Genomic DNA, 25,191 nt, shown 5'->3' on the forward strand with positions numbered 1-25,191 from the left:
GTGACCAAGCGCACGCCGGGCGACCACACCAGTCACTCCGGGCCCAGGGAGCAGTCGCCCCGCGCGTGGCGATCAGTCATTCCAGGCGCGGCGCAACACCTCTAGCGTTCCGTGGATCCGCTCGACCGTCGATCCCACGGGCGCGATCATCAGCTCGTCGGCGCCCGCGCGCCGGACGAAGTCGGTGAGGTAGTCGCGGACCGCCGGGCCGTCGCCGCACGCTGTGTAGGAGATCATGTGCAGGATCTGGCGGCCGCCGGCGGACTCCATGATCATGTCCAGCTCCTCGTCGCTGAACTCGCGACCGCGGCCGGCCATGAGCTTGACCCGCTGGCGGCGGTACCACTGCAGTTCACGCCCGGCCCGCTCGGCGTCGTCGTCGGCCACCACGTTGACCGCGGCGATCATGTACGGCTCGGCCAGCTGCTCGCTGGGCTGGAACCGCTCCCGGTACACCGCGGACGCCTGCTCGAGGGCGTCGGGCGCGAAGTGGGAGGCGAACGCGTACGGCAGCCCGTAGGCGGCGGCGAGCTGCGCGCCGAACAGCGACGAGCCGAGAATGTACAGCGGGATCCTGGTCCCGCGCCCGGGGATGGCGGCGATGCCGCGGGTGCGGGCGAAGTCGGACGGCGAGTCTCCGAGGAAGGCCTGCAGTTCGCGCACGTCGTCGGGGAAGTTCTCGGCCGCGGACGGCTCGCGGCGCAGCGCGCGCAGCGTCTGCGGGTCGGTGCCCGGGGCGCGTCCCAGTCCGAGGTCGATGCGGCCGGGGTGGAGCTCGGCGAGGGTGCCGAACTGCTCGGCGATCACGATCGGCGCGTGGTTGGGCAACATCACACCGCCCGAGCCCAGCCGGATGCGCTCGGTCCGCGCGGCGATGTGCGCCATGAGCACCGCCGGCGCCGACGAGGCGATCGACGGCATGTTGTGGTGCTCGGAGTACCAGACCCGCTCGTACCCCAGCTCCTCCGCCTTGCGCGCCAGCTCCACCGAGTCCTGTAGCGCCTCCCCCACGGTCTGCCCGGGACGGACGGTAGCGAAGTCGATCACGGACAGGGGCAGGGCGCGGGCGCCGGGGGAACCGGTGTCAGGGGACGTCATGCCCCGTGCAACCCGGGCCGCCGGCGCGCTATTCCTGTAGCGGCCGGGCGGGGGCACACTGGGGGCATGCCCACCGCCGCTGACCGCCCCGACGCCGACCCCGCCGCTAACCGCCCCGCCGACGGCACCGTCGACGTCGCCCGCCTGGTGTCCCTCATGCGAGAGACGGGACCGCTCGTGCACTGCCTGACCAACTCGGTGGTCCGCCAGATCACCGCCGACGTGCTGCTCGCCGCGGGCGCGGCCCCCGCGATGGTCGACCACCCGGACGAGGCCGGCGACTTCGCCGCGATCGCCTCGGGCGTGCTCGTCAACGTGGGCAACCCGACCGCCGAGCAGGTCGAGGGTATGCACGCCGCGATCGCCTCCGCCTGCGACGCCGGGACCCCGTGGGTGCTGGACCCGGTTGCGGTGGGCGGGCTCGTGCTGCGGACCCGCCTGTCCACGGCGTGGTTGGAGTCGGGGCCCGCCGCGATCCGGGCCAACGCCTCCGAGACCATCGCGCTCGCCGGCACGGGGGCGGGCGGCCGGGGCGTGGACTCGACCGAGGAGGTGGCCGCCGCCGAGCCCGCCGCCCGGGATCTCTCCGCGCGGTCCGGTGCGGTGGTGGCGGTGACGGGGCCGCGGGACCTCGTCGTCACACATCACGACGGCCTCGAGCGCGCGACGTGGGTCGAGTCGGGTCACCCGTTGCTGCAGAAGGTCATCGGCACGGGGTGCGCCCTGGGCGCGCTCACCGCGGCCTACCTCGGGGCGGCGCGCGCGGCCGGCGCCGACTACCACGACGCGGTGGTCGCCGCCCACGCCCACGCCGGGGCCGCGGGGACGGTCGCCGGCCGCACGTCCGCGGGTCCCGGCAGCTTCGCGGTGGCGTGGCTCGACGCGCTGTACACGCTCACCCCCGAGGACATCGCGGGCCTGGTCACGGTGACCGCGGAGTGAGCGACGCGCGGCCCGACCCTGCCGTGGGCGAGGCTCAGCCCGACCGCGGCGCCGACGTCGACTGGCGGCTCTACCTGGTCACCGATCCGCACCTCGGCGGCGGGCGCGACGCCGTGCCGGGGATCGCGTACGAGGCGGTGCTCGGCGGGGTGGGCGTGGTCCAGGTCCGGGACAAGGAGGGCGACGACGACGAGTTCGCCATCCACGCCGTCGCCGTCGCCGAGGCCGTCGCGAGGGCCTGCACCGAGACGGGCCGGGTCGTCCCGGTGTTCGTCAACGATCGCGCGGACGTCGCGCGCGAGCTGGGTCTGCACCTGCACGTGGGGCAGCGGGACATACCGTTCGCCCGGGCCCGCGCGGCGATGCCGGACCACCTCATGGTGGGGCTGTCGATCGAGTCGGATGCCCAGCTCGTCGCCGCGCTGGCGGGCCCGGGGCAGGTGCCGGACGTGGTCGGGGTGAGCCCGGTGTGGGCCACGGCGACCAAGACCGACACCGCCGCCGCGCTCGGGCCGGAGGGGGCGGATCGTCTCGCCCGCGCCGCGCACGCTCACCGCTCGGGCGGCGGTGTCACGGGCGCGGCCGGTGTTCGCGCGGTCGGGATCGGCGGGGTCACGCCCGCGACCGTCGCGCAGCTGGCGGCCACCGAGCTGGACGGGATCTGTGTGGTCTCGGCGATCATGGCCGCCCCGGACCCGCGGGCTGCCGCGGCGGAGCTGCTCGCGCGGTGGGAGGCCGGGAAATCACTCCCGTCCGAACATGAGCCCGCGTAGCGTCTGCGGGGTGAACAAGAGGACGCCGCTCGAGATCACCTCAATCGAGTTCCCCAGCACCTCCATGCCCGCGACCGCCGAGTTCCTGGAGACCGTGTGCGGCTGGTCGCCCACGGTCTACGGGACCTCGTTCACCAGCCTGATGGGAGGCGGCGTGGACGTGGGCATCCAGGGTGATGCCGACGAGCAGTCCCCCGCCCCGCTGCTCGTGATCCGCGTGGCCGACCTCGACGAGGCACGTCAGCGGGTCGAGGGGGCCGGCGGCACGGTGACCTTCGGGCCGATCGACTTCCCCGGTGGCTGCCGCTTCCACTTCCGCGAGCCGGGCGGCAACGAGCTGGCCATGTGGGTGGCCCGCTAGCTCGACCGGGGCGTCAGCCGAGCCCTCACCGCTTCTGCTCGGAGTAGTCGGCGAAGCGTTCGAGGTCGCGAACGTGTCCGGAGACGATGATGACGTCGTCTGCGCCGATGATGGTCTCCGGCTGCGCGTACTGGAACGGACCGCCCGGGGTCTTGATGCCGACGATGTTGACCTTGTGCCGTCTGCGGGGATGGCAGTAGTCGATCGAGTGGCCGATGACGTCCCTCGGTGGGCGCATCTTGACGATGGCGAAGCTCTCGTCGAACTCGATGAAGTCCATCATCTGATTGGCCACGAGGTGGGCGACCCGGACCCCGGCGTCGTGTTCGGGGAACACCACGTGGTGGCAGCCGATACGGGTGAGGATCTTCCCGTGGGCCTGGTTGATCGCCTTGGCCCAGACCTGGTTGATACCGAGGTCGACGAGGTTCACCGCGACCAGCACGGACGATTCGATCGACGTGCCCACTCCCACGACGGCGGTGGAGAAGTCGCGGGCGCCGAGCTGTTGTAGCGCCTCGATGTCCGTGGCGTCCGCCTCGACGACATGGGTCAGGGAGTCCGCGTATCTCTGTACGAGTCCGTGGTCGCGTTCGACGGCGAGGACCTCGCGTCCCTGGCCGACGAGTTGTGTGGCCAGGGAGATTCCGAATCTGCCCAGCCCGACGATGAGAACCGGGGACTGGCGGCGGGTGCGATCAGCCAATGATCGGCCTCTCTACGGGTAGGCGGTACCTGGTCCGCTGGGCCCGCATGGTCAGTGCGGTTGCGAAGGTGATGATGCCGACTCGGCCGGCGAACATCAGCCCGGACAGAACGTACACCCCCGCCGGCTCGAGTTCAGCGCTGAGACCTGAACTCAACCCACAGGTGGCGAAGGCGGAGATGGACTCGAACAGAGGCCGCCCAAGATCCTCGCCGGTGAGGATCATCAAGGTCAGGGCGGACACGGATACCAGGGTGAGCCCCATCCCGGCCACGGAGACGGCGACCCGGATCGAGGAGGTGGGCAGGGCCCGCCCGTGGGCGGTGGTGTCCTCCCGACCGCGGGCTTCAGCGAGGAACGCCAGGAAGATCACGGCCAGGGTGGTGACCTTGACTCCGCCGGCGGTCGACACCGAACCGCCACCGACGAACATCAACGCGTCGGTGATGAGCATGGTCGACGCCCTGGTGTCGACGGGATCGATGACGGCGAAACCCCCGGAACGCATCATCACCGAGGCGAACACCGACTGTTGGAGCTTGTCGGCCACGCCGTCTCCGCCGAGGGTGGCACCGTTGCTCCACTCCAACGCGGCGAACCCCAGGGCACCGACGAGCATCAGGAGCACACTGACCTCGACCGTGAGTCGGGTGTGGAGATTCCAGCGTCCGAGGTGCCACTGGTGCTTCCACAGCACCAGGAGAACGGGAAAGCCGAGGCTGCCCAGGAACACGGCACAGATGAGCGCCCAGAACACGACCGGATCGTCCGCCACCGGCGCCAGGCCTCCGGGGTCGAGGACGAACCCGGCGTTGTTGAACGCGGACACGGCATAGAACACGGCGTGCCAGAGCCCGTCCCCGAACGACCCGTGGTGGGCGATGAGACGGGGTGCGAGAACCAGCGCGATGACCAGTTCCACCAGGGCGGAGGACACGACGATCGTCGTGATCAGCGATCGGACCTCCCCCAGTCCGCCCGCCGACATCCCCGTCTGCGCGAGGAGCCGCGTGCGGACGCCGAACTGCCTGGTGACCGACAGGGCCAGCAGAGACGAGATCGTCACGATGCCCAGGCCACCGACCTGGATGCCCGCGAGGATCACCACCTGACCCGCCGGGGACCAGTGCGTCGCGGTGTCCACCGTCGTCAGGCCGGTCACGGACACCGCGGAGGTGGCGGTGAAGACCGCGTCGTGCAGGTACGCCGGGTCGCCGGATGCGGTGGCCCACGGCATCATCAGCAGCACCGTGAAGACCACGATCGCCGCGGCGAACGCCAGCAGCGCCGAGCGGGCCGGTGAGCTGTACGTGAACGCGCGGACCGCCCGTGCGCCCGAGGACAAGACGCCCGGGATCGTCGAGACCATGTCGAGAGAGTAGACCCGGCACTCTGCGCTCGCCGGAGGCGCCCGGGGACAGGCGGCGGACGGAATCAGCCGGCCGCCGCGAATCCCTCGGGAAAGGCCAGACGTGTGAGCTTGTCCGGGTTGCAGTGGAAGTACAGGCGGTCCACTCGGCCGCCCACCACCCCGACCTGTACCACCCGCAGGACCCCGCGCGAGACCACGGCCAGCGCGAGCTCTCCGTTGACCTCGACCGGCGCGACCGCACCCTCGGCGAGCTCCATGGCCTTGACCAGGAAGTACGCACACTTGCGGGCGACGACGATGTCGCGTCGGGCGGCGTTGACCTTGCCGCCTGCGTCCGACAGGACCCGGGCGTCCGACGTGAGCACGGCGATCGTCTGCTCGAGGTCGCCGGCGAGCACGGCCTCCACGAGCCGGGCGATCAGCTCGTCCGGCACGGGCTCGGGCGGCCGCAGGTCGGTCTGGAGCCTGTGCCGCGCGCGGCTGACCCACTGGCGCACCGTGGGCGCGGTGGCGTGCAGGGCCTCGGCGATCTGGGCGTAGGGCAGGTCGTAGGCCTCGCGCAGGACGAAGGCGGCCCGCTCGTCGGGCCCGAGCTGCTCGTACGCCAGCAGGACCGCGATCCGCAGCTGATCCCGCTGCTCGGCCAGCTCGGCCGGCAGCAGCGCGGTGTCGACGGGTTCGGGCAGCCACGCCCCGATGTAGTCCTCGCGCTTCCGTCGCCGGAGGCGGTCCAGGCACAGTCGGGTCGCGACGGTGGTCAGCCACGCCTCGGTGTTGCGGGGGGCGTCCGCCGGGTCGAGTGCCACGAGTCGGGCCAGGGCCTCGTCGGCGGCGTCCTCGGCGTCCGCCCAGGTGCCGGTGATGCGGTAGCCGATCCCGAGCAGGCGCCCGCGGATTCGCTCGAGCGCCGCCCGGTCGAACGGGGCAGCGCCGGGCGGGGCCGCGCCGGGCGGGGCGGCCTGCTCGCCTGTCGACGCGCCCGTTCCGGCGAGGACGCCCGCGGTCATCGCGGCCTGGTCGGCTCGAGGTCGCTCGGGATCAGCCCGCGAAGCGACCCCGGGTCCTTCCGGGTGGCGATCGCTATGCGGTTCCATGCGTTGATGGTGACGACGTCCATCAGCACCTGTCCAGCCCCGCTCTCACCGCGGTAGCGCGCCACCTCGTTCCACACCTCGTCGGGGACGGACTCCTCGCCGTCGATGCGGGTGACGGCGTCGGCGAACCGCAGCACCGCCTGCTCGTCCGCCGCGAACTCGTCGGTGTGGGCGGTCCAGTCTTCGGCCGCCGCGATCCGGTCGGCGCTCCACCCGTCCTTGCGGGCGTCGCGGCGGTGCATGGCCGCGCAGTAGCTGCAGCCGTTGACCGCCGAGACGCGCAGGCGGACGAGGTGACTGTCGTCCCGTGAGACCCGGGCCCGGGTATAGGCCTCGAGCGCCAGCATCGACGTCATGGCGCCTGCGCTGACCTGCTTGCGCTGGTCGTTCCTGCTCTGTGGTGTGCTCATGTCTTGTCGACGCACGAGCATCCGGAAACGTGACAGCCCAGCGTCGAACGCGTCGGAATCCACGACCCCGCGTCCGCGAATCGGGGCGATTCCCTATGGTGCGGGCGCGCCGCCGGTCATAGCCTTGACGGCATGGCCGAGCCCGACGACCTGCTGCTCTCCGACGCCGAACGGCTGCACGCCCTCACCGTGCTCGGCGACCACTACGCGTCCGGGCGCCTGGACGACTCACAGTTCCACGCCCGGTCCGGCGACGTGGCCGCGGCCCGCACCCTCGCCCAGCTGCGCGACTCGTTCGCCGACCTGCCGGGCGGGACGCCGCTGACGTCGGTGGACGGCATGATCGTGCAGTCGGCCACGGCGTGCGGCGGGGAGGTCGCGCTCTCGTCGTCGTCCCCGTCGTCTCTCGTGCCGGCTCCCACCGGCGCGCGGACGCCGGCCGCCCGCGACGCCGACGCCGACCTCGAGGACCTGCGCCGCCGCGGCAAGCTGGTCGAGTCGCTGGACGGCGTGGTGATCGGGCTGACGCTCATCACGTTCCTCGTCCTGCAGATCGTGGTGGACTGGCAGTACGCGTGGATCGTGTGGCCGTCGCTGGTGCTCACGCTGGGGATCCCGCGGCTGGCGCTGCGGTTCACCGATTCCGACGAGAAGACGTACGAGAAGCTCAAGAAGGCCGACGAGAAGGCGCGCGAGGAGAGGCTGCGGGCGGCGTCGGAGCGGATTCGCGAGCTGGGCGACGGGCGCGAGAAGCGCGACTGAGCGCCGCGCCGACCCGATGAGCTCGGGCGGCGGCTGGCTTAGCGGAGCGCGCGACGACCATCGAGAAGACAGTTCGGCACAAGGCCACTCGGCCGATACGGGCGAAACTGTCTTCTCGACGACAGCGGGTGACCGCGCGGCGCGCCGTGACCCGGCACGGGGTCAGGTGTCCTCGAGGGCGACGCCCTTGCGCTCGGGGAGGGTGAAGGCGGCCAGGGCGGCGACGACGAAGGCCGCCGCGAACACACCGAAGACCATCACCGTGTCGCCCAGATCGAGCAGGAACGGGACGAGCAGTGGCGCGATGATGGAGGCGATCCGCCCGAACGCCGCCGCCGCGCCGGTGCCGGACCCGCGGGTGGCGGTGGGGTAGAGCTCGGGGCCGATCGCGTACAGGGCCCCCCACGCGCCGAGGTTGAAGAACGACAGCGCCATGCCGGCGGCGATGATGGTGGCCGGCGAGTCCGCCAGGCCGAACAGTCCGGCCGCCACCGCCGAGCCGACGAGGAACACCGCGAGCGTGACCCGCCGCCCCCAGACCTCGATGAGCCAGGCGGCCACGGCGTAGCCCGGCAGCTGGGCGAGCGTGATGATGAGCGTGTAGCCGAACGACTTGACCAGGTCGAAGCCCTGCGAGACGAGCAGGCTGGGCAGCCAGATGAAGGCGCCGTAGTAGGAGAAGTTGATGCCGAACCACACGATCCACAGCGCGGCGGTGCGGCGGCGCAGGCGCGGGGACCAGATGGACTCCCCCGATTCGGCAGGCGCGGCGGATGCGGCCTCCGGCGCGGTCGCGGCGGCCTCGGCGTCAGACCGACCGGTCGTGGGGACGCCAGCCGCGGCGACGGGCGGGGGCGTGACACCCGCAGAGGCCTCGTACTCGCGGACGATCCGCTCGGCCTCGTCGCCGCGGCCCCGCGACTCGAGGTAGCGCACCGACTCGGGCAGGCCGAAGCGCACGACCAGTGCGTACGCGGCCGGGACCAGGCCCACAGCGAGCGCCCAGCGCCATCCGTCGTCGCCGACGGGCACCACGAAGTAGCCGATGAGCGCCGCCATGATCCAGCCGACCGCCCAGAACCCCTCGAGGATCACCACCACGCGTCCACGGATCCGGCGCGGCGCGAACTCACTGACTAGCGTCGAGGCCACGGGCAGCTCGGCGCCCAGGCCCAGCCCCACGATGAAGCGCAGGACGATGAGCATCGCCACGCCGGTCGACAGGGCCGCCGCTCCGGTCGCCAGCCCGTAGACCAGGAGCGTCGCTGCGAAGACCTGCCGGCGGCCGATCCTGTCCGCGAGCAGTCCGCCGAACGCGGCGCCCAGGGCCATGCCGACGAAGCCGATGGACCCGATCCACGACAGCTCGGTGGGCGTGAGCGACCAGTGGACGACGAGTGCGGCCATGACGAAGGAGATCAACCCCACGTCCATCGCGTCGAGCGCCCAGCCGATGCCCGAACCGAACAGCAGTCTGCGGTGCTTGCGGGTGAACGGCAGTCCGTCGAGGCGCTCCGTGCGGGTCGTCATGTCGACCACGCTACTTGCCACGCCCGGCGTGTCAGAGAGCCTCCCGGACTGAACAATCCCCGGATCCCAGCGGCGGTCGCGGCAACGCTCTTAGGCGGCCGGGCGGCCCGGACCGGTGGAGAGCCGGGAGGAAACGCAGCACACTTCTCTGGTATGAGCGCCACGCCCCTGGATGACGATGTCCGCGACCTGCTCCTCAAGCCCAACCCGTGCGTGATGGCGACGCTGCGCAAGGACGGCTCGCCGGTGACGGTGCCCACGTGGTACCGACTGGTCGACGGCGACCGGATCCACCTCAACCTGGACGCCGGCCGGGTGCGGTTGCAGCACATCCGCCGCGATCCGCGGGTGGCGCTGTCCGTCATCGCCTCCGAGGATTGGTACACCCATGCGAGCATCCAGGGGCGGGTCACCGAGATCGCCGACGACCCGGACCTGTCCGGCATCGACGCCCTCGCCCGCCACTACACCGGCGAGTCCTACCCCACCCGCGACCGGCCGCGCGTGAACGCGTGGGTGGAGATCGAGCACGTCCACGTGTGGGGCAGGCTCCTCGACAACTGACGTGGCGGGGGCCCGCGGGGGCAGGACTGCGGCATCGCCCGCGACGAGGGCGTGGCCGTCTTACGCTGAGGTCACCCCTCGCCCCTCGACGCCCGGAGGCCCTCATGTCAGACCGCTATCCCCTCGCCGAACTCGCTGATCTGCCCGGGGACCTTCGCGAGCGCATTCTCGCCGAGCAGGAGAAGGCGGGGTTCGTCCCCGAGGTGTTCCTGATGTTCGGGCGGCGGCCCGCCGAGTCGCGGGCGTTCTTTGCCTATCACGACGCTCTCATGGAGCGCGAGGGCAACCTGTCCAAGGCGGACAAGGAGATGATCGTGGTGACCATCTCCGGGCAGAACAACTGCCTGTTCTGCGTGGTAGCCCACGGGGCGATCCTCCGGATCGTCAAGAAGGCTCCGCAGATCGCCGACCAGCTGGCGGTGAACTACCGCAAGGCTGATCTGACCCCGCGGGAGCGCGCGATCTGCGACTTCGCCACCAAGGTCAACCTGCGCTCGGACGAGCTGTGCGACGCCGACTTCGCCGCCCTGCACGAGCACGGCCTGGACGACGAGGACGCGTGGGACATCGCCGCGATCACCGGGCTATTCGGGCTGAGCAATCGCCTCGCCAACGCCACGGACATGCGGCCGAACCCGGAGTTCTACCTCATGGGCCGGGTGCCGCGGCAGAAGTAGTCGCTCGCCGGGGACCGTGCGCCGGTGACCGCGGGACGGTCGCCGGCGCACGGGCAGCTGAGCTCCGGCCGATCAGTTCTGCTCGCTCACCACGCCGCAGGCCACGCGGCTGCCACCGTCGCCGGCGTTGCGGGTCTCCTCGTCGGGCCCGTCGGGCGCGTAGCGCTCCGGGATGTTGGCGAGGTTGTCGGAGTTCTCGTGGATCATCATGGCCGAGCCGTCGTCGTCCAGGAGCAGGTCTCTGTCGAGTCGGTCGGTCAGCGTCATGATGCGGGCCGTTCCGTCCTCGGTCACGAAGAGCGGTGGGAGGTCGCCGGCGTGTTCGGGATGGCCCGCTTCGCCGTCGGGGCCGGCGAGGTGACCGCCCGCGGACAGGAACGCTCCCTGCTCGCCCGGCTCGTTGGGGTTCTCACTGTCGGGCTCGCAGAGCCCGATGCCATGGATGTGGAGGCCGTGGAAGCCAGGCGCGAGCCCAGTGGCCTCGACTGTGACGGTCGTGCCGCCGTCGACCTCGGCGAACTCCGCCGTACCGCGGGCCTCGCCCTCGGGGTTGATCAGCTCGGCAACAGCGAAGACCTCGCCACCGCCGGTCCCTCCATCTGCGCCGCCTTCGGTCACGGTTGTCGTCGCGGTCTCCCGGGGCTCGACATCGCCCTGAGCCGCCGGCGAATCCTCCCCGGTGCCGCATGACGCGAGCAGGAGCACGGATGCACCGAGGGCGGCGAGTGGCATTTTCTTGCGCGAAAGTCGAGCAATGAACACGGTGCGTTCGGTCATGGAACCTCCTCGGACGGCGTCGTGTGCATCACGGTACCGAGAGGCACCGTCGCTGCAACCGCCCTGCGCGACACCACTTCTCAGTCGCCAGACTCCCGACGTCGGCACGAGCACAAAGTATGGGACGGCTTGGTTCACTTGGCGTGGCGTTTTGCTGATCCGGTCGCGCCCTGTCAGGACGACCGCCCTGACGGGTGAACCCGCCCGGGTTCTCGCGTAGTTAGACGCGTTGGCCTGCACCTACTTTCGCCCGCGACGTGCGTTACGCAACCTTTGGCGCACCACCTGTGTGATGTTCGTTACACAAACTTGTCCAAACCGCTTGCGGAACCTGAGAGCGAGATGCATACTCTTCTCAGTCCCCGCACAGATTCCCTCTGGCCCTCCGCGGGGCGTCCCTCCCCCTCGAGCCGCCTCGGCTCATTCCCTCGCAAGAAAGGGTTCATCATGAACCAGCTCTACTTCGCCATGGCCACCATGCAGGCCTTCTTCTCCGAGCGTCTGGACAACCGCAAGGACCGCGGTGCTACGGCTGTTGAGTACGGCCTGATGGTGGGGCTGATCGCGGTGGCGATCATCGCGATTGTGGTCGTGCTTGGCGACCAGCTGGCAGCGCTGTTCACTGAGGTCACCACCGAACTGGAAGAACCGTCCGGCGTGGCCGGCGCCGGCGGCGGCGCGTAACCAGCTCCGCACCCCGGTGCAGCGCCCACCTACCACTGCACCGGGGGTAGCAAGTCCCTCCCGAAATCCCGAATCCCCCTCCCCCTCCAACCCCTCAGGCGCCGAAATGCTCCCGCCCTCACGTGAGCGCGGGGCCACGGCCGTCGAGTTCGCGATTCTCCTGCCGGTTCTGTTGTTGCTCGTCCTGGGCATCATGGAATTCGGTAGGGCGTTTCACGTGCAGACGACGCTCTCCAATGCGGCGCGCGACGGCGTGCGCGTGATGGCACTGCAAGACAACGCCACCGCCGCGCGCTCGACGGCCAAGGCCTCCGCTCATGGTCTCCCCCTCACCGACGCGATGATCAGCGTCACCCCCACCACTTGCTTCTCCGATGCCGCCGCCCCCGGCATGGCGTCGGTGACCATCAGTTATCCGTTCTCGCCGGTCTCGGGCTTCCTGCCCATCGACGACCTCACCCTCACCGGCAAGGGGACCATGCGATGCTTCGGTTGAACGACGATCGCGGCGCGGCCGCGGTCATCATCGCGATCCTGATGGTGCCCCTCCTCGGCTTTGCCGCCATCTCATTGGACATCGCCGCGATGCACGCGGAGAGGCAGCAACTCCAGACCGGTGCCGACGCGGCGGCTCTGGCCATCGCCCAGGATTGCGCCCGCGACACCTGCGGTTCGCCCCAAAACACGGCCCAGACGTTCGCGACCGCGAACAGCAATTCCGGCAACGCGGTCGCCACCCTGCCGAGGGTCCCCACGGCCGCCACCGGCCGCGTGACGGTCCAGAACTCGGCAGTGCGACAGCACTGGTTCGCCCCGGTCCTCGGAATCGACGAGTCCGAGATCAACGTGCGCGCCAGCGCGAGCTGGGGCGCACCCACCGGAGGCACGGCGGTCCTGCCGCTGACCATCTCGCTGTGCCACCTCTACCACGGCGACATCGGCGGCCTACCGTCCTGGACGGTTGAGCGGGTGATCAAGCCCGCTGACAACGTCACGGGCTGCGACATGGGTGCCGAGAGCATCCCGGGCGGCTTCGGCTGGCTGGAAACCGACCCAGGCCAGACCTGCCACGTCACCACCCGCATCGGCGAGAGGGCCGGCAGCGAACCGGGCAACACCCCCAAGCGCTGCGACCTCACCGCGATCCGCGGGAAATCGGTGCTCCTGCCGCTGTACGTCGACCGAGGCGGCAATGGCCGCAACGCCTGGTACGAGGTGTACGGCTACGCCGCCTTCACCGTGACCGGCTACTACTTCTCCGGCCAGAGTTGGAATCCGCCATGCCGGGGAAGCGACCGCTGCATCAGCGGCTACTTCACCCAGATCCACCACACCGAACCCGACTTCGACTACGGCCCCGGCGCTCCCAACCTGGGCGCGGCAGCCGTGTTCCTACTACCCGATTAGCGAGCAATCCCATGAGTCGTCGCCTCATCGCAGGCCTGGCCGCCGGGCTGGTGGCCCTCCTCGGCGCCATCCTTCTCATCACGTACGTCAATGCGGCGGATGAGCGGGCGATGGCCAACCTGGATCCGGTGGAGGTTCTGGTTGCCTCAGCTCCCATCGGCCAGGGCACCCCTGCCGAGGATCTGGCCACGCTGGTCGAGGTCGAGGAGATCCCTTCCGCCGCAGTGGGCCCGGCCCCGGTGCGGTCGCTGGCCGAGCTGGAAGGAATGGTCGCGGCCACCGACCTCCAGGCCGGCGAGCAACTCCTCGCTGGGCGCTTCGCCAGCCCCCTGGACATGCAGAAATTCGGTGGCATCCCCGTTCCCCCGGGACTGCATCAGGTCACCGTCCCGTTGGACTCGGCGCGCGTCGTGGGGGGAACAATCACCCCGGGAGATCTCGTCGGTGTTTTCGCATCTTTCAACTTCGAGACCCCTGTGACTCACCTGGTGCTGGACAAGATCTTGGTTACCCGAGTTCAGGGCGGGCTTAACCCATCGGCGACCGGTTCAACGAGTTCAGAGGGAACTGACGACGAGGCCAGCACGTCAGCGAGCGACGACCCCGCCGCCGCACCAGTCCACGACGGCGGCGCCATGGTGACCCTCGCGGTCCCTGCCCGCGCTGCCGAGACGATCGTGTTCGGAGCTGAGCACGGAACCATCTGGCTGTCCATCGTCGATCCCGAAGCGCCCGCTGACGGAATCCGCATCGTCGATCCAGGGAACGTGTACGAATGAACCGCCTCCTCCTCATCTCCGACTCCCCGGACCTCGGCGGCCACGTCGCCGACGCGATCCAGTCGCAGATCGCGCTGATCAGCGGCCCCGAGGTCCCGGCCGGGCCCTCGCAGCTGTTCCAGCAGCTGGGCCCCGGCGCGCCCATACCCCTGGTGGTCGTGATCGACACCGCCGGCCGCGAGGACGAGGCGCTCGGACTCTCGGCCCGCCTGTCGACGGAGTGCCCCGGGATGGCCGTGGTCCTGCTCAGCGAGCAGCCCGACGCGTTCGCGCTTTCCGCTCTGCGGGCCGGCGCCTGCGACGTGGTGCACCCGGCCACCCCGCTCGAAGAGCTCGGCCGGGTACTCCAGCGCGCCGCGCAGGTCGCCCAGTCCTCCGCTTCTGCCCAGCCGGTCCCCGGCGACCCCGCGATCAGCGGGCACGCCGACGCCCGCGGGCGGGTCATCAGCGTCCTGTCCCCCAAGGGCGGCGTGGGCAAGACGACCGTGGCCACCAACCTCGCGGTGGGTCTGGCCCGCTCGGCGCCCCTGTCGACGGTCCTGGTGGACCTGGACGTGCAGTTCGGCGACGTGGCCAGCGCCCTCAACATGCACCCCGACCACACCCTCCTCGACGTGACCCGCGGCCCGGCCGCGCGGGACTCGATGGTCCTCAAGACCTTCCTCACCCAACACGAGACCGGCCTCTACGCGGTGTGCGGCCCGACCAACCCCGCCGACGCCGATGCCATCACACCCGACGACGTCGCCCGTCTGCTCGAGACCCTGGCCGCCGAGTTCCGCTACGTCGTGGTGGACACCGCCCCCGGCCTGGGCGAGCACGCCCTCGCCGCCCTGGACCACACCGACGACCTCGTGATCATGACCAGCCTGGACGTGCCCGGCGTACGCGGCCTCCGCAAGGAACTCGATATCCTGCGCGACCTCGGCCTGGGCTTCGACCGCCGCCACGTGGTGATCAACTTCGCCGACGCCCACAGCGGACTCACCAAGGCAGACGTCGAGGCCACCATCAACGCCGGCGTCGACCTGGTCCTGCCCCGCAGCCGCCCCACCGCCGCCTCGGTCAACCAGGGCGTACCCATGCTGCAGAGCGACGTCCGCGACCCGATGACCAAGAAGCTCCGCACACTCGTCGAGCGCTTCGCCCCGGCGCCTGCGCCCGCCGGCGCACCGGGCATGCCCGCCCCCCACAGCACCGTCGCACCGGGCGGCACTGCCACGAACACCGGCCGTACCCGCCGCTTCGCCCTCCCGGGTCTGAAGCCCGGCCGCGACCAGAACCAGAGCACCGAGGGCGGACGTCACCGCTTCCTCCGTAAGAGAGTCGAACGATGAGCCTCACCGAGCGCCTGCGCGCCGCCCGCGGCGAACACCCCGGCGACGTCGTCGTCGACACCACCGCGCCGACCACCGCCCCGGCGCCGGACGCCGCGGCCACCGTTCCCCCCGCGGCGTCCGTGCCGACCACCGCAACGATGACCACGACGACGACGCCGACCGCCGCCCCCATACCGGCACCATCGCAGTCGCCGGAGGGCACGGATCCCGCCGCCGCCGACGCCCTGGCCGCGCTCAAGGAGAACGCCGCCCACGCTCTGTTCGAGCGGATCGGCGCCCGCCTGAACAACCCCGCGCTCACCGAGGAGCAACTGCACACCATGGTGCGCAGCGAGCTCAACAAGGTGGTCGAGGAACAGACCGTGCCGCTGACCAGCGACCAGCGGAAGCGCCTCATGATCGACGTCCAGGCCGACGTGCTGGGCCACGGGCCGCTCGAGAAGCTGCTCGAGGACCCGGACGTCACCGAGATCATGGTCAACGGTCCCGACATGATCTACGTCGAGCGCGCCGGCCAGATCACCCGCAGCCGCGAACGCTTCACCTCGGAGGAGCACCTGCGGCAGGTCATCGAGCGGATCGTCTCCCGCATCGGGCGCCGCATCGACGAGTCCTCCCCACTCGTGGACGCGCGCCTGGCCGACGGCTCCCGCGTCAACGCCGTGATCCCGCCGCTCGCCGTCAACGGCTCCTCGCTGACCATCCGCAAGTTCTCGCGTGACCCGTTCCAGGTCCACGACCTCATCGGCTTCGGCACGCTGACGCCCGAAATGGCCGAACTGCTGCAGGCCTGTGTGCAGGCGCGGCTGAACATCATCGTCTCCGGCGGCACGGGTACCGGTAAGACCACGCTGCTCAACGTGCTGTCCTCGTTCATCCCCGAGGGCGAGCGGATCGTGACCATCGAGGACGCGGTCGAGCTGCAGCTGCAGCAGGACCACGTGGTGCGGCTCGAGTCCCGCCCGGCGAACATCGAGGGCAAGGGCGAGATCAGCATCCGCGACCTCGTCCGCAACTCCCTGCGTATGCGGCCCGACCGCATCGTGGTGGGCGAGGTCCGCGGCGGCGAGACACTCGACATGCTCCAGGCCATGAACACCGGCCACGACGGCTCGCTGTCCACCGTGCACGCCAACTCCCCGCGCGACGCCATCGCCCGACTGGAGACCCTCGTGCTCATGGCCGGCATGGACCTGCCGCTGCGCGCGATCCGCGAGCAGATCGCCTCCGCCGTCGACGTGATCATCCAGCTCACCCGCCTGCGCGACGGCACCCGCCGCGTCACCGCCGTCACCGAGGTCCAGGGCATGGAGGGCCAGACCGTCACCCTGCAGGACGCCTTCCTGTTCGACTACTCCGCCGGTGTCGGACCCGACGGCAGATTCCTCGGAAAGCCCCTGGCCACCGGCGTGCGGCCCCGTTTCACCGACCGGTTCAACGAGCTCGGAATCACCCTCTCGCCGCGCGTGTTCGGCGCCACCACCGACAACCCGGGAGGCATCCGGTGAACACCGCGCTGACCGCCGGCGGGATCGGCGTGCTCGCCCTGACCCTGGCGCTGCTGGTGGGCACCTATCTCGTGCTCTCCCCCGCGCCCGGCACCATCCCCCGCGACCGCCGCAGGCCCGGCGTCTCCGCCGGCCCGGGAGCCCTCTCCCGGGTCGCGACAGCAGCCACCGAGGCGATCGACAAGATCCTGAGCAAGCGCGGCGCCCCCGGAGCCGGCGCGCTCGAACAAGCGGGTGTCCGCATGCGGCTCCAGGACTTCGTCTTTCTCGTCGTCGTCGCCGCCCTCGTCGCCTTCGCCGCAGGTCTCGTGGCCTCCGGCCCGCTCTTCGGGATCTTCCTCGTGATACTCACGCCGATCGGCGCGGTCGGGCTACTCAAGATCCTCGCCGCGCGGCGGCGTGCCGCCTTCGCGGACCAGCTCGACGACTCGCTCCAGCTCATGGCCTCCAGCCTGCGCGCCGGGCACAGCCTCCTCCAGGCGCTCGCCTCCGTCGCCCGCGAGGCCGAGGAGCCCACCTCCGAGGAGTTCGCGCGCATCATCAACGAGACCCGCGTCGGTCGCGACCTCGGCTCATCCCTCGAAGAAACCGCCGCGCGCATGGGGAGCCAGGACTTCGTGTGGGTCACCCAGGCGATCGCCATCAACCGCGAGGTCGGCGGCAACCTGGCCGAGGTGCTCGACGGCGTCGGCCAGACCATCCGCGAACGCAACCAGATCCGGCGCCAGGTCAAGGCACTGGCCGCCGAGGGCAAACTCTCCGCCTACGTGCTCATGGCGCTGCCGTTCGGCATCGGCGGGTTCCTGTTCATCTCCAACCCGTCGTACATCGGCACCCTCACCGAGAGTCCGCTCGGGTGGGGGATGATCGGCGCCGGTGTGGTGATGCTGATCGTCGGCGGTTTCTGGCTGTCCAAGGTGGTCAGCATCAAGTTCTAGCGGTGCCGGGCGTCCCCTCCGCCCCGCACCTCGACCCGCGTCCCCGCGCCCCTCGCGCAATCCCCTCAGCCCCGCGCCCCGGCGCGGCCCACAGATAAGGAGCACCCCCGGATGTCGCTGACCGCCGCATTTGCCGTGTTCGTCCTCACGGTCTCGGTGTTCCTGCTGGCCTACGTCGTGTTCACCGGTCGCGACACCGCGCGCGCCCGCACCCTCGACAACCTGCGCAGCGGGTTCGACGAGGGCTACGCAGCCGCGCCCGCCCTCGACGCCGCAGATGATGACGCCTCCGGCAGCTCCGTGGTGGCGCTCGCCCGTCGGTTCACGCCCGCCAGCACCGTCCGGCGGCTCGAGCGGCTCATCCTCCGCGCGGGCCGACCCGACGGCTGGACCATCGACCGGCTGATCGTGCTCAAGATCGTGGCGCCGCTGCTCGTGGTGGTGCTCGGCCTGCTGTTGGTCAGCACCAACCCGGCGCCGCTGCTGATACTGCTCATGCTCGGCACCGCGGTGGTCTGCTACTTCCTGCCCGAACTGCTGCTCAAGAGCCGCAGTCAGGAGCGCAACGAGGAGATCGCACTCGAGCTGGCCGACACGCTCGACCAGATGACCATCGCCGTGGAGGCCGGGCTCGGCTTCGACTCCGCCATGGCGCGCGCCGGGCGTAACGGCACCGGGCCGCTCGCCCAGGAGCTCATCCGGACCCTGCAGGAGATCCAGGTGGGTCAGCTGCGCAGGACCGCGTACGAGCAGCTCGCCCAGCGCACCGACGTGCCCGACCTGCGCCGCTTCGTCCGCGCCCTCATCCAGGCCGACGCCTACGGCATCTCCGTCGCCGACGTGCTCCGCACCCAGGCGTCCGAGATGCGGCTCAAGCGGCGGCAACGGGCCGAGGAGAAGGCGCAGCAGGTGCCGGTGAAGGTGATCTTCCCCCTCCTGGTGTGCATCCTGCCCGTACTGTTCATCGTGCTGCTCGGACCGACCGTGATCAACATGATGGAGGCGTTCTCCTGACGTGCTCACCCCTGTCACCGCCCTGATCTGCGCCCTCCTCTGCGGCGGTACCGCCGCTGCGCTCACACGGTGGATGCGCCGCCTCGTCGAGTCCGACTCGCGGTGGCTGCGCAGCGGACTGCACGTTCTCCTCTCCGCGGCCGGAGGCGTCGGCGCGACGGCGCTGGCGACGAACTGGGCCGAGTTGGTGGCGTTCGCCGCACTCGCGGTGGCATGCGGCCTGCTCATCGCGATCGACCTGGCGGTGTTCCGCCTCCCCGACGTGATCGTGGGGCCGCTCTACCCCATCCTGTTCGCCGGGCTCGCGGTGTCCGCCTGGCTCACCGACGACTGGGCAGGCCTCGGACGGGCCGCCGCCGCGGCTATCACGCTGCTCGGCTTCTACTTCGTCCTGGCGTTGATCAACCCGTCCGGCCTCGGGTTGGGTGACGTCAAGCTGTCGGGCGCGCTCGGGGCGCTCCTCGGCTGGCTCGGCTGGCCCGCCGTACTCGCCGGCACCCTCGCGGCGTTCGCCCTCAACGCCGTCGTCGCTCTCGTGCTTCTCGCGTCCCGGCGGGTCACCGCCAAGAGCGGTATCGCGTTCGGCCCCGCGATGATCCTCGGCGCGGTGCTCGGCGCCGCCTACTGGGTAGCGCGCTCGACGGCCCTCGCAGGTTAGACGGGCTGGCGCGCCCCACGGTCACCGCGCTGATCAGGCGAAAGCCGCTGCGTCCAGTCCGGAGCGATGGTGGTGGATCTGGTCGGCGAGCGTGGTGACGTGCGTCTGATGCAGCACTGTCACGCCCCCTGCCGTGCGGGCCCGCGCCAGCGTCGACAGTGCGAGACCGGTCCCGCCCAGCCGGTACTCGCCGAGCAGGTCGAGGGTGAGGTCCTCGTCGTCGTCCCCGTCGCCCGTCCGGCCATCGGCGCGTCTCACCCGGTCACCCACACCGCTCGGGTCCCGGCCTCCGGCGCCGGTCACCGACCTGGCGCGCACGCGCCAGTCCTCGGCGCCCTCCATGCACGCCACCACCGCGTCGAGTAGCGCGGCGGCGGGCACGGCAGGCGCGATGACGCTCGCCGTGGCGGCCACGTTGGGGACGAAGCCGGCCCGGGCGAGGCCGGGCGCGACGAGGACCACCGCGGTGGTGTCGGTGCGGGGCGGCGCGCCAGCGAGAGTGTCGATGTCGTGCCAGGTGGCGCCGGGGGCGACGACGACGAAGCCGGCCGACCCGGGAGCCGGTTCGGTGGCGGGGTGGGGCCGGATCGTGGCGCCGAGGCCGGTCACGTAGTCGTGGAGCGGTGTCACTGGAACTCCTTGACCACACCGTCGCGGTCGACCGCGATGCCGTCCGGCTCCGCGCCCTCCGGCCACCACTGCTGCGTCCGGTACATGTGGCGGCGCACGCGCCAGGGCGGACCCACGAACAGGAGCTTTGACGCGCGGGTGCCGAGCAGTGGCCGCAGCTCAGGTCGGTCGCGGAGAGCGAGGATCGCGGTGATGAGGGCACTGGGCTCGACCGTGAAGTAGTCGGTCTCCAGCAACAGCCGCGGGGTGTCGAAGTCCTCCCATCGCACTCGCACCTTCACGCCTGACACGCGCTCGGGCGGGACCACGATCTTCGCCCCGGGCTGATACCGGCGTAGGAATTTGCGGTACCCCTCGTGATCACGGACGTCGTTGGTTGACTCCGCGTCTCCGAGTTCGTCCCACGCCAGCGTGATCCGACCGATCCCCCGCCAGTAGGTGATCGACTCGGGCGTCATCCTGATCCCGCGGAGCATCTGCCACAGGCAGAGGAGGCTGAAAGACGCCCCCGCGACGATCAGCAACGGGCCTGTCACGGTCGGGTCGTTGATTCCGTCCAGCTCCGTCGACGGCCACCCGATGAGCTCACCGTAGAAGACGCCGCTCGCCGCCATCGACGCGCCTGCGCAGATCAGGAGCACGAGCTCCGCCGAACCGACTCTGGGCAGCACCCAGGTCGCACCCCGGAAGTTCACGACCCGGTTCGGGAGCACATCACGGAACCCCACGCGGATCGGGATCACCGCCATCCCGAACAACCAGAAGGCACCGAGCGCCACGGGGTAGGCCGTCCGCTCGTCTGCAGGCTGGGTGGCCACCGGGCCGAAGTAGAGGAGCACAAACGCGAGAACAACCCAGAACAGCAAGAACGCACGGACGGGCTTCACCGGCCTGTATACCGCGTGGCAGGTGTACGGGAACGGCCTCGCGGCGAGGTCAGTTCGCACGGTCGAAGGCTCCCCTCACCCACGAGGCGGCGAGTGCGCCGTGGATGTCCAGATAGAGCTGGCTCAGCTCGTCCGAGATCTGGTGGATGAGCGGCTCCACGGTCTGACGGAATCCGATGCACCCGTTGATCAGCTGGGCGCCGGGCACCGACGCCTCGACGGTGGCCACTCCGTCGAGATCCGACAGCGCGCCGATGGCCCGGGATTCGAACTCGACGGTATTCGCGAAGGTCACGAGCAGGTCGGGAACGATGTCAGTCGAACCTGCCGCAGGCGCGCCGGGCGGGATGTGGTCAGGCACGTCCGGGCCCTCCTCGCTAACCGATGTGATCGCTGCACACGGTAGTGCCCCGATCCGGCTGAGTGGGGCCGCTCCTCAGACCTCCAGTCGCCCGATCCGCAGCCACGAAATCCGCTACTCCGCGTTGGGATTCGCTAGCGCTGTGGGAGTAGCGGATCCCGACGCGGGGTAGCGGATTCGGGAGGGGCGGCCGGGAGCGGGTTGCGTCGGGAGGGGGCTCGGCCAGGAAACGGGCTGGGCCGGGAGGGCCCCAGCCGAGCCGGTCAGACGGCGGCCCGGAACCTCCGCAGGCGCAGGCTGTTCGCCACCACGAACACTGACGAGAACGCCATCGCCGCGCCCGCGATCATCGGGTTGAGCAGCCCGGCCGCGGCCAGCGGCAACGCCGCGACGTTGTAGGCGAACGCCCAGAACAGGTTGCCCCGGATCGTGCCCAGCGTGCGCCGCGACAGGCGGATCGCGTCGGCCGCCGAGCGCAGGTCGCCGCGGACCAGCGTGAGGTCGGACGCCTCGATCGCCGCGTCGGTGCCGGTGCCGATCGCCAGGCCCAGATCGGCGGTGGCGAGGGCGGCCGCGTCGTTGACGCCGTCGCCCACCATCGCGACGACCCGACCCTCGGACTGCAGGCGGCGGACCACCTCCACCTTGTCCGCGGGCATGACCTCGGCGATGACGGTCTCCGGGCCGGGATCGATCCCGACCTCGGCGGCCACCGAGGCGGCCACGGCGGCGTTGTCGCCCGTGAGCAGGACGGGCGTGAGCCCGAGCTCGCGGAAGCGCCGGATGGCCTCGGCGGAGGTGTCCTTGATCTGATCAGCCACCACGAGGACCCCGCGGGCCTTCCCGCCCCAGCCCGCTGCGACCGCCGTGCGGCCGGCCTGCGCGGCCTCGGTGAAGGCCGCCTCGAGCTCCTGCGGCAGCGGCATGCCCCGCTCTGCCAGTAGGGCGGGTCGGCCGACGACGACCACCTCGTCGTCGTCACCCACCCGGCCCGACACGCCCAGGCCCTCGTGGTTACGGAAGCCCTCGACGGCCGGCAGCGCGCCGACCTCCTCGCGCGCACCGGCGGCGATGGCGCGGGCGATGGGATGCTCGGAGGCGTCCTCCACGGCGCCGGCGCGGCGCAGCACCTCGGCGCGGTCCTCGCCGGGCGCAACGGTTGTAGAGACCAATGCGTGCTGACCGGTGGTGACGGTGCCGGTCTTGTCCAGAACGATGGTGTCGACGCGGCGGGTGGACTCGAGCACCTCGGGGCCCTTGATGAGGATGCCCAGCTGCGCGCCGCGGCCGGTGCCCACCATGAGCGCCATCGGCGTGGCCAGGCCGAGGGCGCACGGGCAGGCGATGATGAGCACCGCCACGGCCGCGGTGAACGCCATCGACGCGCCGCCCCCGGTGAGCATCCAGTACGCGAACGTGCCCGCGGCCAGCACCAACACGATGGGCACGAACACGCCCGAGATGCGGTCGGCCAGGCGCTGCGCGGCGGCCTTGCCCGACTGGGCGTCCTCGACCATCCGCGCCATCTGCGCGAGCTGGGTGTCGGCGCCCACGCGGGTCGCGCGCACGATGAGGCGACCGCTCGCGTTGACGGTGCCGCCCACCACCGCGTCACCCGGACCGACCTCGGCGGGCACGGACTCGCCGGTCACCATGGAGGTGTCGACCGCGGAGGCGCCGTCGACGATCTCACCATCGGTGGCGATCTTCTCGCCGGGCCGCACGACGAACTCCTCGCCGACCTGCAACGCGTCCACCGGGATGCGCGTCTCGACCCCGCCGCGCAGCACGGCGACGTCCTTGGCGCCCAGCTCGAGCAGCGACCGGAGCGCCGCGCCGGCCGAGCGCTTGGAGCGGGCCTCGAAGTAGCGGCCGAGCAGGATGAACGTGGTGACGCCCGCGGCGGCCTCGAGGTAGATGTCGCCCGCGCCGTCGCTGGGCGAGAGGCTGAACTCGAATCCGTGCGTCATGCCGGGCATGCCGGCGTGGCCGAAGAACAGGGCGTAGAGCGACCACAGGAACGCAGCCGACGTGCCGAGCGAGACGAGCGTGTCCATGGTGAACGCGCCGTGGCGCAGGTTGATCGCGGCCGCGCGGTGGAACGGCCACGCGCCCCACACCACGACGGGCGCGGCGAGAGTGAGCGAGAGCCACTGCCAATTGGTGAACTGCAGCGCCGGGATCATGGCCATCGCGATGACCGGGATAGACAGGATGGCCGAGATGACGACGCGTCGGCGCAGGTCGTCGACCCGGTCGGGGCCGGCGGCGTCGTCGGTCTCGTTGTTCGCGCTGCCGGCGGTGCGGACGGCGTCGGCGGCGCTGTCCGTGGCGGGCGCGTCGCCGGTGGTGGTGCCGCCCATGGCGGATCGGCCGGACCGGGGCTCGGTGTTCCGAGGACGCGGCAACCGCGCGTGGTACCCCGCCTGCTCGACGGTGTCCACCAGGAGCTGCGGCTCGATCCCGTCGGCGATCTCCACGCGCGCCTTCTCGGTGGCGTAGTTGACCTCGGCGGTGACGTCGTCGAGTTTGTTGAGCTTGCGCTCGATCCGGTTCGCGCACGACGCGCAGGTCATGCCCTCGATCTGCAGCTCTACGAACGTCGTGGCGGGCGCCGCGCCGGTGGCGCGCGGGGAGTCGGTGGCGGAGGTCCGGGTGGAGTCGCTCGCGGTCATCGCGGTCAGGCCTCCGTGAGTGTGTATCCGGCCTCGTCCACGGCGGCGCGGACCGCCGCGGGATCGACCGGGTCGGAGGAGACGACGACGAGGCGACCGGACTCCAGATCGACCTCGACCTCCGTGACGCCGGAGATCTCGGAGACCTCCTCCTTCACGGACGCGACGCAGTGGCCGCAGGTCATGCCGGAGACGGTGTAGGTGGCGGTGGCGGACATGGTGTTCCTTCTTTCAGTCGTCTGGGTGGGGCGCGGTCTCAGGACCGGACCAGGCGTGCGATGGCGGCGTTCGCCTCGGCGAGCTTGGCCTCGGCCTCGGGGCCGCCGTGCTCGATGGCGCCGGCGACGCAGTGGCCGAGGTGCTCCTCAAGCAGGCCCAACGAGACGGACTGCAGGGCGCGGGTCATGGCGGAGATCTGCGTGAGGATGTCGATGCAGTACTTGTCCTCCTCGACCATCCGCTGCAACCCCCGGGCCTGACCCTCGATGCGGCGAAGCCGCTTGAGGAGGTCGTCCTTGTGGGGGGTGTATCCGTGCTCGGCCATGGCGCATACGGTACCCCCCTAGGGTATACGCCGCAAGGGCGGCGGCCGACCGGTGTCTTTCTCCCGCAGCCCTTCCTATGGTCATCAGCACTCGGTTCCGTAGTCGACCCGTCGAGAAAGGAATGGCCGCCATGACGACCACCCGGTCGGATCACGCCCCCTGAACCCGGAGGCACGGGTATCGACACATTGAGCGACCGAGCGACCACCGAGGAGACGACATGCCCAAGACCGGCAAGGACGGCCACGCCAAGGAGAGCGAACTACCCTCGACCCTCCAGCGCAGCGACCAGAAGGCCAAGGACACGTTCGCCAAGGCCTACGACTCCGCCGAGGAGGAATACAGCAGCGAATCCCGTGTGGCTCGCACCGCCTGGGGCGCGGTCAAGCACACGCACGAGAAGGTCGGCGACCACTGGGAGCCCAAGGATTCCTCGGGTCCGTCGGATCCGAGGTCGGAGAGCGGGGGCCCGAATCCGTCCGGGAAGTCCGAGGGCGGCGTCGACGCCAACGCGACCAAGGACCATCTCTACGAGCAGGCCCAGAAGCTCGACATCCCCGGCCGCTCGGACATGACGAAGGACGAGCTCGTCGACGCACTCCGCAAGGCCAACGACAAGGAGACGCGGAAGAGCCGCGAGAAGTGAGCGGCCCGACCGCCCGTTGTGAGGGGCCGAACTGGAGACTGCGGGTCACCGGA

29 protein-coding genes are annotated in these 25,191 nt (G+C 70.8%); 16 read left to right on the plus strand and 13 right to left on the minus strand.

The genetic code is table 11. The features are described from left to right. Positions 1-72: 72 nt before the first annotated feature. Positions 73-1,098 carry an LLM class flavin-dependent oxidoreductase gene (locus VYL96_RS15265; RefSeq protein ID WP_131885150.1) on the minus strand — a complete coding sequence of 342 codons (1,026 nt, stop codon included), beginning with the start codon at positions 1,096-1,098 and terminating at the stop codon, positions 73-75. Between the two features lie 66 nt (positions 1,099-1,164). Here VYL96_RS15265 and thiM point away from each other — a divergent pair, with 66 nt between their 5' ends. From thiM to VYL96_RS15280, 3 genes are read left to right on the plus strand one after another with little or no spacing between them, the layout of a single operon-like run. Beyond that, complete coding sequence (gene thiM / locus VYL96_RS15270; RefSeq protein WP_082904280.1) at positions 1,165-2,040, plus strand: hydroxyethylthiazole kinase; 876 nt, start codon at positions 1,165-1,167, stop codon at positions 2,038-2,040. Continuing rightward, positions 2,037-2,813 (plus strand): thiamine phosphate synthase, encoded by a 777-nt coding sequence (gene thiE / locus VYL96_RS15275; protein WP_131885151.1) that lies wholly within the window; start codon positions 2,037-2,039, stop codon positions 2,811-2,813. Before thiM ends, thiE begins: the two co-directional genes overlap by 4 nt. Before the next feature lie 10 nt (positions 2,814-2,823). Then, positions 2,824-3,174 carry a VOC family protein gene (locus VYL96_RS15280; RefSeq protein WP_131885152.1) on the plus strand — a complete coding sequence of 117 codons (351 nt, stop codon included), beginning with the start codon at positions 2,824-2,826 and terminating at the stop codon, positions 3,172-3,174. A 25-nt stretch (positions 3,175-3,199) separates the two neighbouring features. Here the strand turns inward: VYL96_RS15280 and VYL96_RS15285 are convergent, their stop codons facing one another. The 4 genes from VYL96_RS15285 to VYL96_RS15300 form a co-directional block, all read right to left on the minus strand. Further along, on the minus strand, positions 3,200-3,880 hold the full coding sequence (locus VYL96_RS15285) for a potassium channel family protein (protein ID WP_007625874.1): 681 nt from the start codon (positions 3,878-3,880) through the stop codon (positions 3,200-3,202). Next, positions 3,873-5,249 (minus strand): TrkH family potassium uptake protein, encoded by a 1,377-nt coding sequence (locus VYL96_RS15290; protein WP_131885153.1) that lies wholly within the window; start codon positions 5,247-5,249, stop codon positions 3,873-3,875. The genes VYL96_RS15285 and VYL96_RS15290 overlap by 8 nt, the downstream gene beginning before the upstream one ends. A gap of 65 nt (positions 5,250-5,314) precedes the next feature. Continuing rightward, positions 5,315-6,259: a sigma-70 family RNA polymerase sigma factor gene (locus VYL96_RS15295; RefSeq protein ID WP_131885154.1), complete on the minus strand. Its 945-nt coding sequence runs from the start codon at positions 6,257-6,259 to the stop codon at positions 5,315-5,317. Beyond that, positions 6,256-6,756, minus strand: a complete 501-nt coding sequence (locus VYL96_RS15300; protein WP_243699596.1) for a carboxymuconolactone decarboxylase family protein — start codon at positions 6,754-6,756, stop codon at positions 6,256-6,258. The genes VYL96_RS15295 and VYL96_RS15300 overlap by 4 nt, the downstream gene beginning before the upstream one ends. A gap of 132 nt (positions 6,757-6,888) precedes the next feature. Here VYL96_RS15300 and VYL96_RS15305 point away from each other — a divergent pair, with 132 nt between their 5' ends. After that, the gene (locus tag VYL96_RS15305; protein ID WP_131885156.1) at positions 6,889-7,518 is read left to right on the plus strand and encodes a DUF1707 SHOCT-like domain-containing protein; all 630 of its coding nucleotides are present in this window, start codon (positions 6,889-6,891) and stop codon (positions 7,516-7,518) included. Positions 7,519-7,680: 162 nt separating this feature from the next. On the opposite strand, the gene VYL96_RS15310 is transcribed toward VYL96_RS15305, so the two are convergent. Further along, on the minus strand, positions 7,681-9,048 hold the full coding sequence (locus VYL96_RS15310) for an MFS transporter (RefSeq protein ID WP_131885157.1): 1,368 nt from the start codon (positions 9,046-9,048) through the stop codon (positions 7,681-7,683). 153 nt (positions 9,049-9,201) lie between these two features. Here VYL96_RS15310 and VYL96_RS15315 point away from each other — a divergent pair, with 153 nt between their 5' ends. Further along, positions 9,202-9,612: a PPOX class F420-dependent oxidoreductase gene (locus VYL96_RS15315; protein WP_131885158.1), complete on the plus strand. Its 411-nt coding sequence runs from the start codon at positions 9,202-9,204 to the stop codon at positions 9,610-9,612. 104 nt (positions 9,613-9,716) lie between these two features. Continuing rightward, the gene (locus VYL96_RS15320; RefSeq protein WP_007625856.1) at positions 9,717-10,289 is read left to right on the plus strand and encodes a peroxidase-related enzyme; all 573 of its coding nucleotides are present in this window, start codon (positions 9,717-9,719) and stop codon (positions 10,287-10,289) included. A 72-nt stretch (positions 10,290-10,361) separates the two neighbouring features. On the opposite strand, the gene VYL96_RS15325 is transcribed toward VYL96_RS15320, so the two are convergent. Then, on the minus strand, positions 10,362-11,066 hold the full coding sequence (locus VYL96_RS15325; RefSeq protein WP_131885159.1) for a superoxide dismutase family protein: 705 nt from the start codon (positions 11,064-11,066) through the stop codon (positions 10,362-10,364). 447 nt (positions 11,067-11,513) lie between these two features. On the opposite strand from VYL96_RS15325, the gene VYL96_RS15330 reads away from it, so the two are divergent. From VYL96_RS15330 to VYL96_RS15370, 9 genes are all read left to right on the plus strand, one after another. Further along, on the plus strand, positions 11,514-11,750 hold the full coding sequence (locus VYL96_RS15330) for a Flp family type IVb pilin (protein WP_131885160.1): 237 nt from the start codon (positions 11,514-11,516) through the stop codon (positions 11,748-11,750). A gap of 106 nt (positions 11,751-11,856) precedes the next feature. Next, complete coding sequence (locus VYL96_RS15335; RefSeq protein ID WP_131885161.1) at positions 11,857-12,246, plus strand: TadE/TadG family type IV pilus assembly protein; 390 nt, start codon at positions 11,857-11,859, stop codon at positions 12,244-12,246. Continuing rightward, positions 12,234-13,157, plus strand: a complete 924-nt coding sequence (locus tag VYL96_RS15340; protein WP_131885162.1) for a pilus assembly protein TadG-related protein — start codon at positions 12,234-12,236, stop codon at positions 13,155-13,157. Before VYL96_RS15335 ends, VYL96_RS15340 begins: the two co-directional genes overlap by 13 nt. A gap of 11 nt (positions 13,158-13,168) precedes the next feature. Further along, positions 13,169-13,936, plus strand: coding sequence for a Flp pilus assembly protein CpaB (gene cpaB, locus VYL96_RS15345; RefSeq protein WP_165928435.1), 768 nt, complete (start codon positions 13,169-13,171; stop codon positions 13,934-13,936). Next, positions 13,933-15,273 (plus strand): CpaE/TadZ family protein, encoded by a 1,341-nt coding sequence (locus VYL96_RS15350; protein ID WP_131885164.1) that lies wholly within the window; start codon positions 13,933-13,935, stop codon positions 15,271-15,273. The genes cpaB and VYL96_RS15350 overlap by 4 nt, the downstream gene beginning before the upstream one ends. Then, positions 15,270-16,784 (plus strand): TadA family conjugal transfer-associated ATPase, encoded by a 1,515-nt coding sequence (locus tag VYL96_RS15355; protein WP_131885165.1) that lies wholly within the window; start codon positions 15,270-15,272, stop codon positions 16,782-16,784. Before VYL96_RS15350 ends, VYL96_RS15355 begins: the two co-directional genes overlap by 4 nt. Then, positions 16,781-17,722 (plus strand): type II secretion system F family protein, encoded by a 942-nt coding sequence (locus VYL96_RS15360; protein WP_243699597.1) that lies wholly within the window; start codon positions 16,781-16,783, stop codon positions 17,720-17,722. The genes VYL96_RS15355 and VYL96_RS15360 overlap by 4 nt, the downstream gene beginning before the upstream one ends. A 111-nt stretch (positions 17,723-17,833) precedes the next feature. Continuing rightward, entirely contained in the window at positions 17,834-18,736 is a 903-nt protein-coding gene (locus VYL96_RS15365; protein WP_131885166.1) for a type II secretion system F family protein, read from the plus strand. A 1-nt stretch (position 18,737) separates the two neighbouring features. Beyond that, positions 18,738-19,394: a prepilin peptidase gene (locus VYL96_RS15370; protein WP_131885167.1), complete on the plus strand. Its 657-nt coding sequence runs from the start codon at positions 18,738-18,740 to the stop codon at positions 19,392-19,394. 33 nt (positions 19,395-19,427) lie between these two features. Here the strand turns inward: VYL96_RS15370 and VYL96_RS15375 are convergent, their stop codons facing one another. The 6 genes from VYL96_RS15375 to VYL96_RS15400 form a co-directional block, all read right to left on the minus strand. Further along, the gene (locus VYL96_RS15375) at positions 19,428-20,024 is read right to left on the minus strand and encodes a hypothetical protein (protein ID WP_131885168.1); all 597 of its coding nucleotides are present in this window, start codon (positions 20,022-20,024) and stop codon (positions 19,428-19,430) included. Then, on the minus strand, positions 20,021-20,911 hold the full coding sequence (locus VYL96_RS15380; RefSeq protein WP_131885169.1) for a hypothetical protein: 891 nt from the start codon (positions 20,909-20,911) through the stop codon (positions 20,021-20,023). The genes VYL96_RS15375 and VYL96_RS15380 overlap by 4 nt, the downstream gene beginning before the upstream one ends. Positions 20,912-20,960: 49 nt before the next feature. Further along, positions 20,961-21,272: a hypothetical protein gene (locus VYL96_RS15385; protein WP_131885170.1), complete on the minus strand. Its 312-nt coding sequence runs from the start codon at positions 21,270-21,272 to the stop codon at positions 20,961-20,963. Between the two features lie 263 nt (positions 21,273-21,535). Beyond that, positions 21,536-23,947, minus strand: coding sequence for a heavy metal translocating P-type ATPase (locus VYL96_RS15390; protein WP_165928436.1), 2,412 nt, complete (start codon positions 23,945-23,947; stop codon positions 21,536-21,538). Positions 23,948-23,952: 5 nt separating this feature from the next. After that, positions 23,953-24,165, minus strand: coding sequence for a heavy-metal-associated domain-containing protein (locus tag VYL96_RS15395; protein ID WP_061229862.1), 213 nt, complete (start codon positions 24,163-24,165; stop codon positions 23,953-23,955). 38 nt (positions 24,166-24,203) lie between these two features. After that, positions 24,204-24,491 carry a metal-sensitive transcriptional regulator gene (locus VYL96_RS15400; protein ID WP_070722862.1) on the minus strand — a complete coding sequence of 96 codons (288 nt, stop codon included), beginning with the start codon at positions 24,489-24,491 and terminating at the stop codon, positions 24,204-24,206. Between the two features lie 221 nt (positions 24,492-24,712). On the opposite strand from VYL96_RS15400, the gene VYL96_RS15405 reads away from it, so the two are divergent. After that, positions 24,713-25,138: a ChaB family protein gene (locus VYL96_RS15405; RefSeq protein WP_131885171.1), complete on the plus strand. Its 426-nt coding sequence runs from the start codon at positions 24,713-24,715 to the stop codon at positions 25,136-25,138. The last annotated feature ends 53 nt before the right edge of the window (positions 25,139-25,191 follow it).

Source organism: Dietzia maris, assembly GCF_036287335.1.
GTDB lineage: Bacteria > Actinomycetota > Actinomycetes > Mycobacteriales > Mycobacteriaceae > Dietzia > Dietzia cinnamea.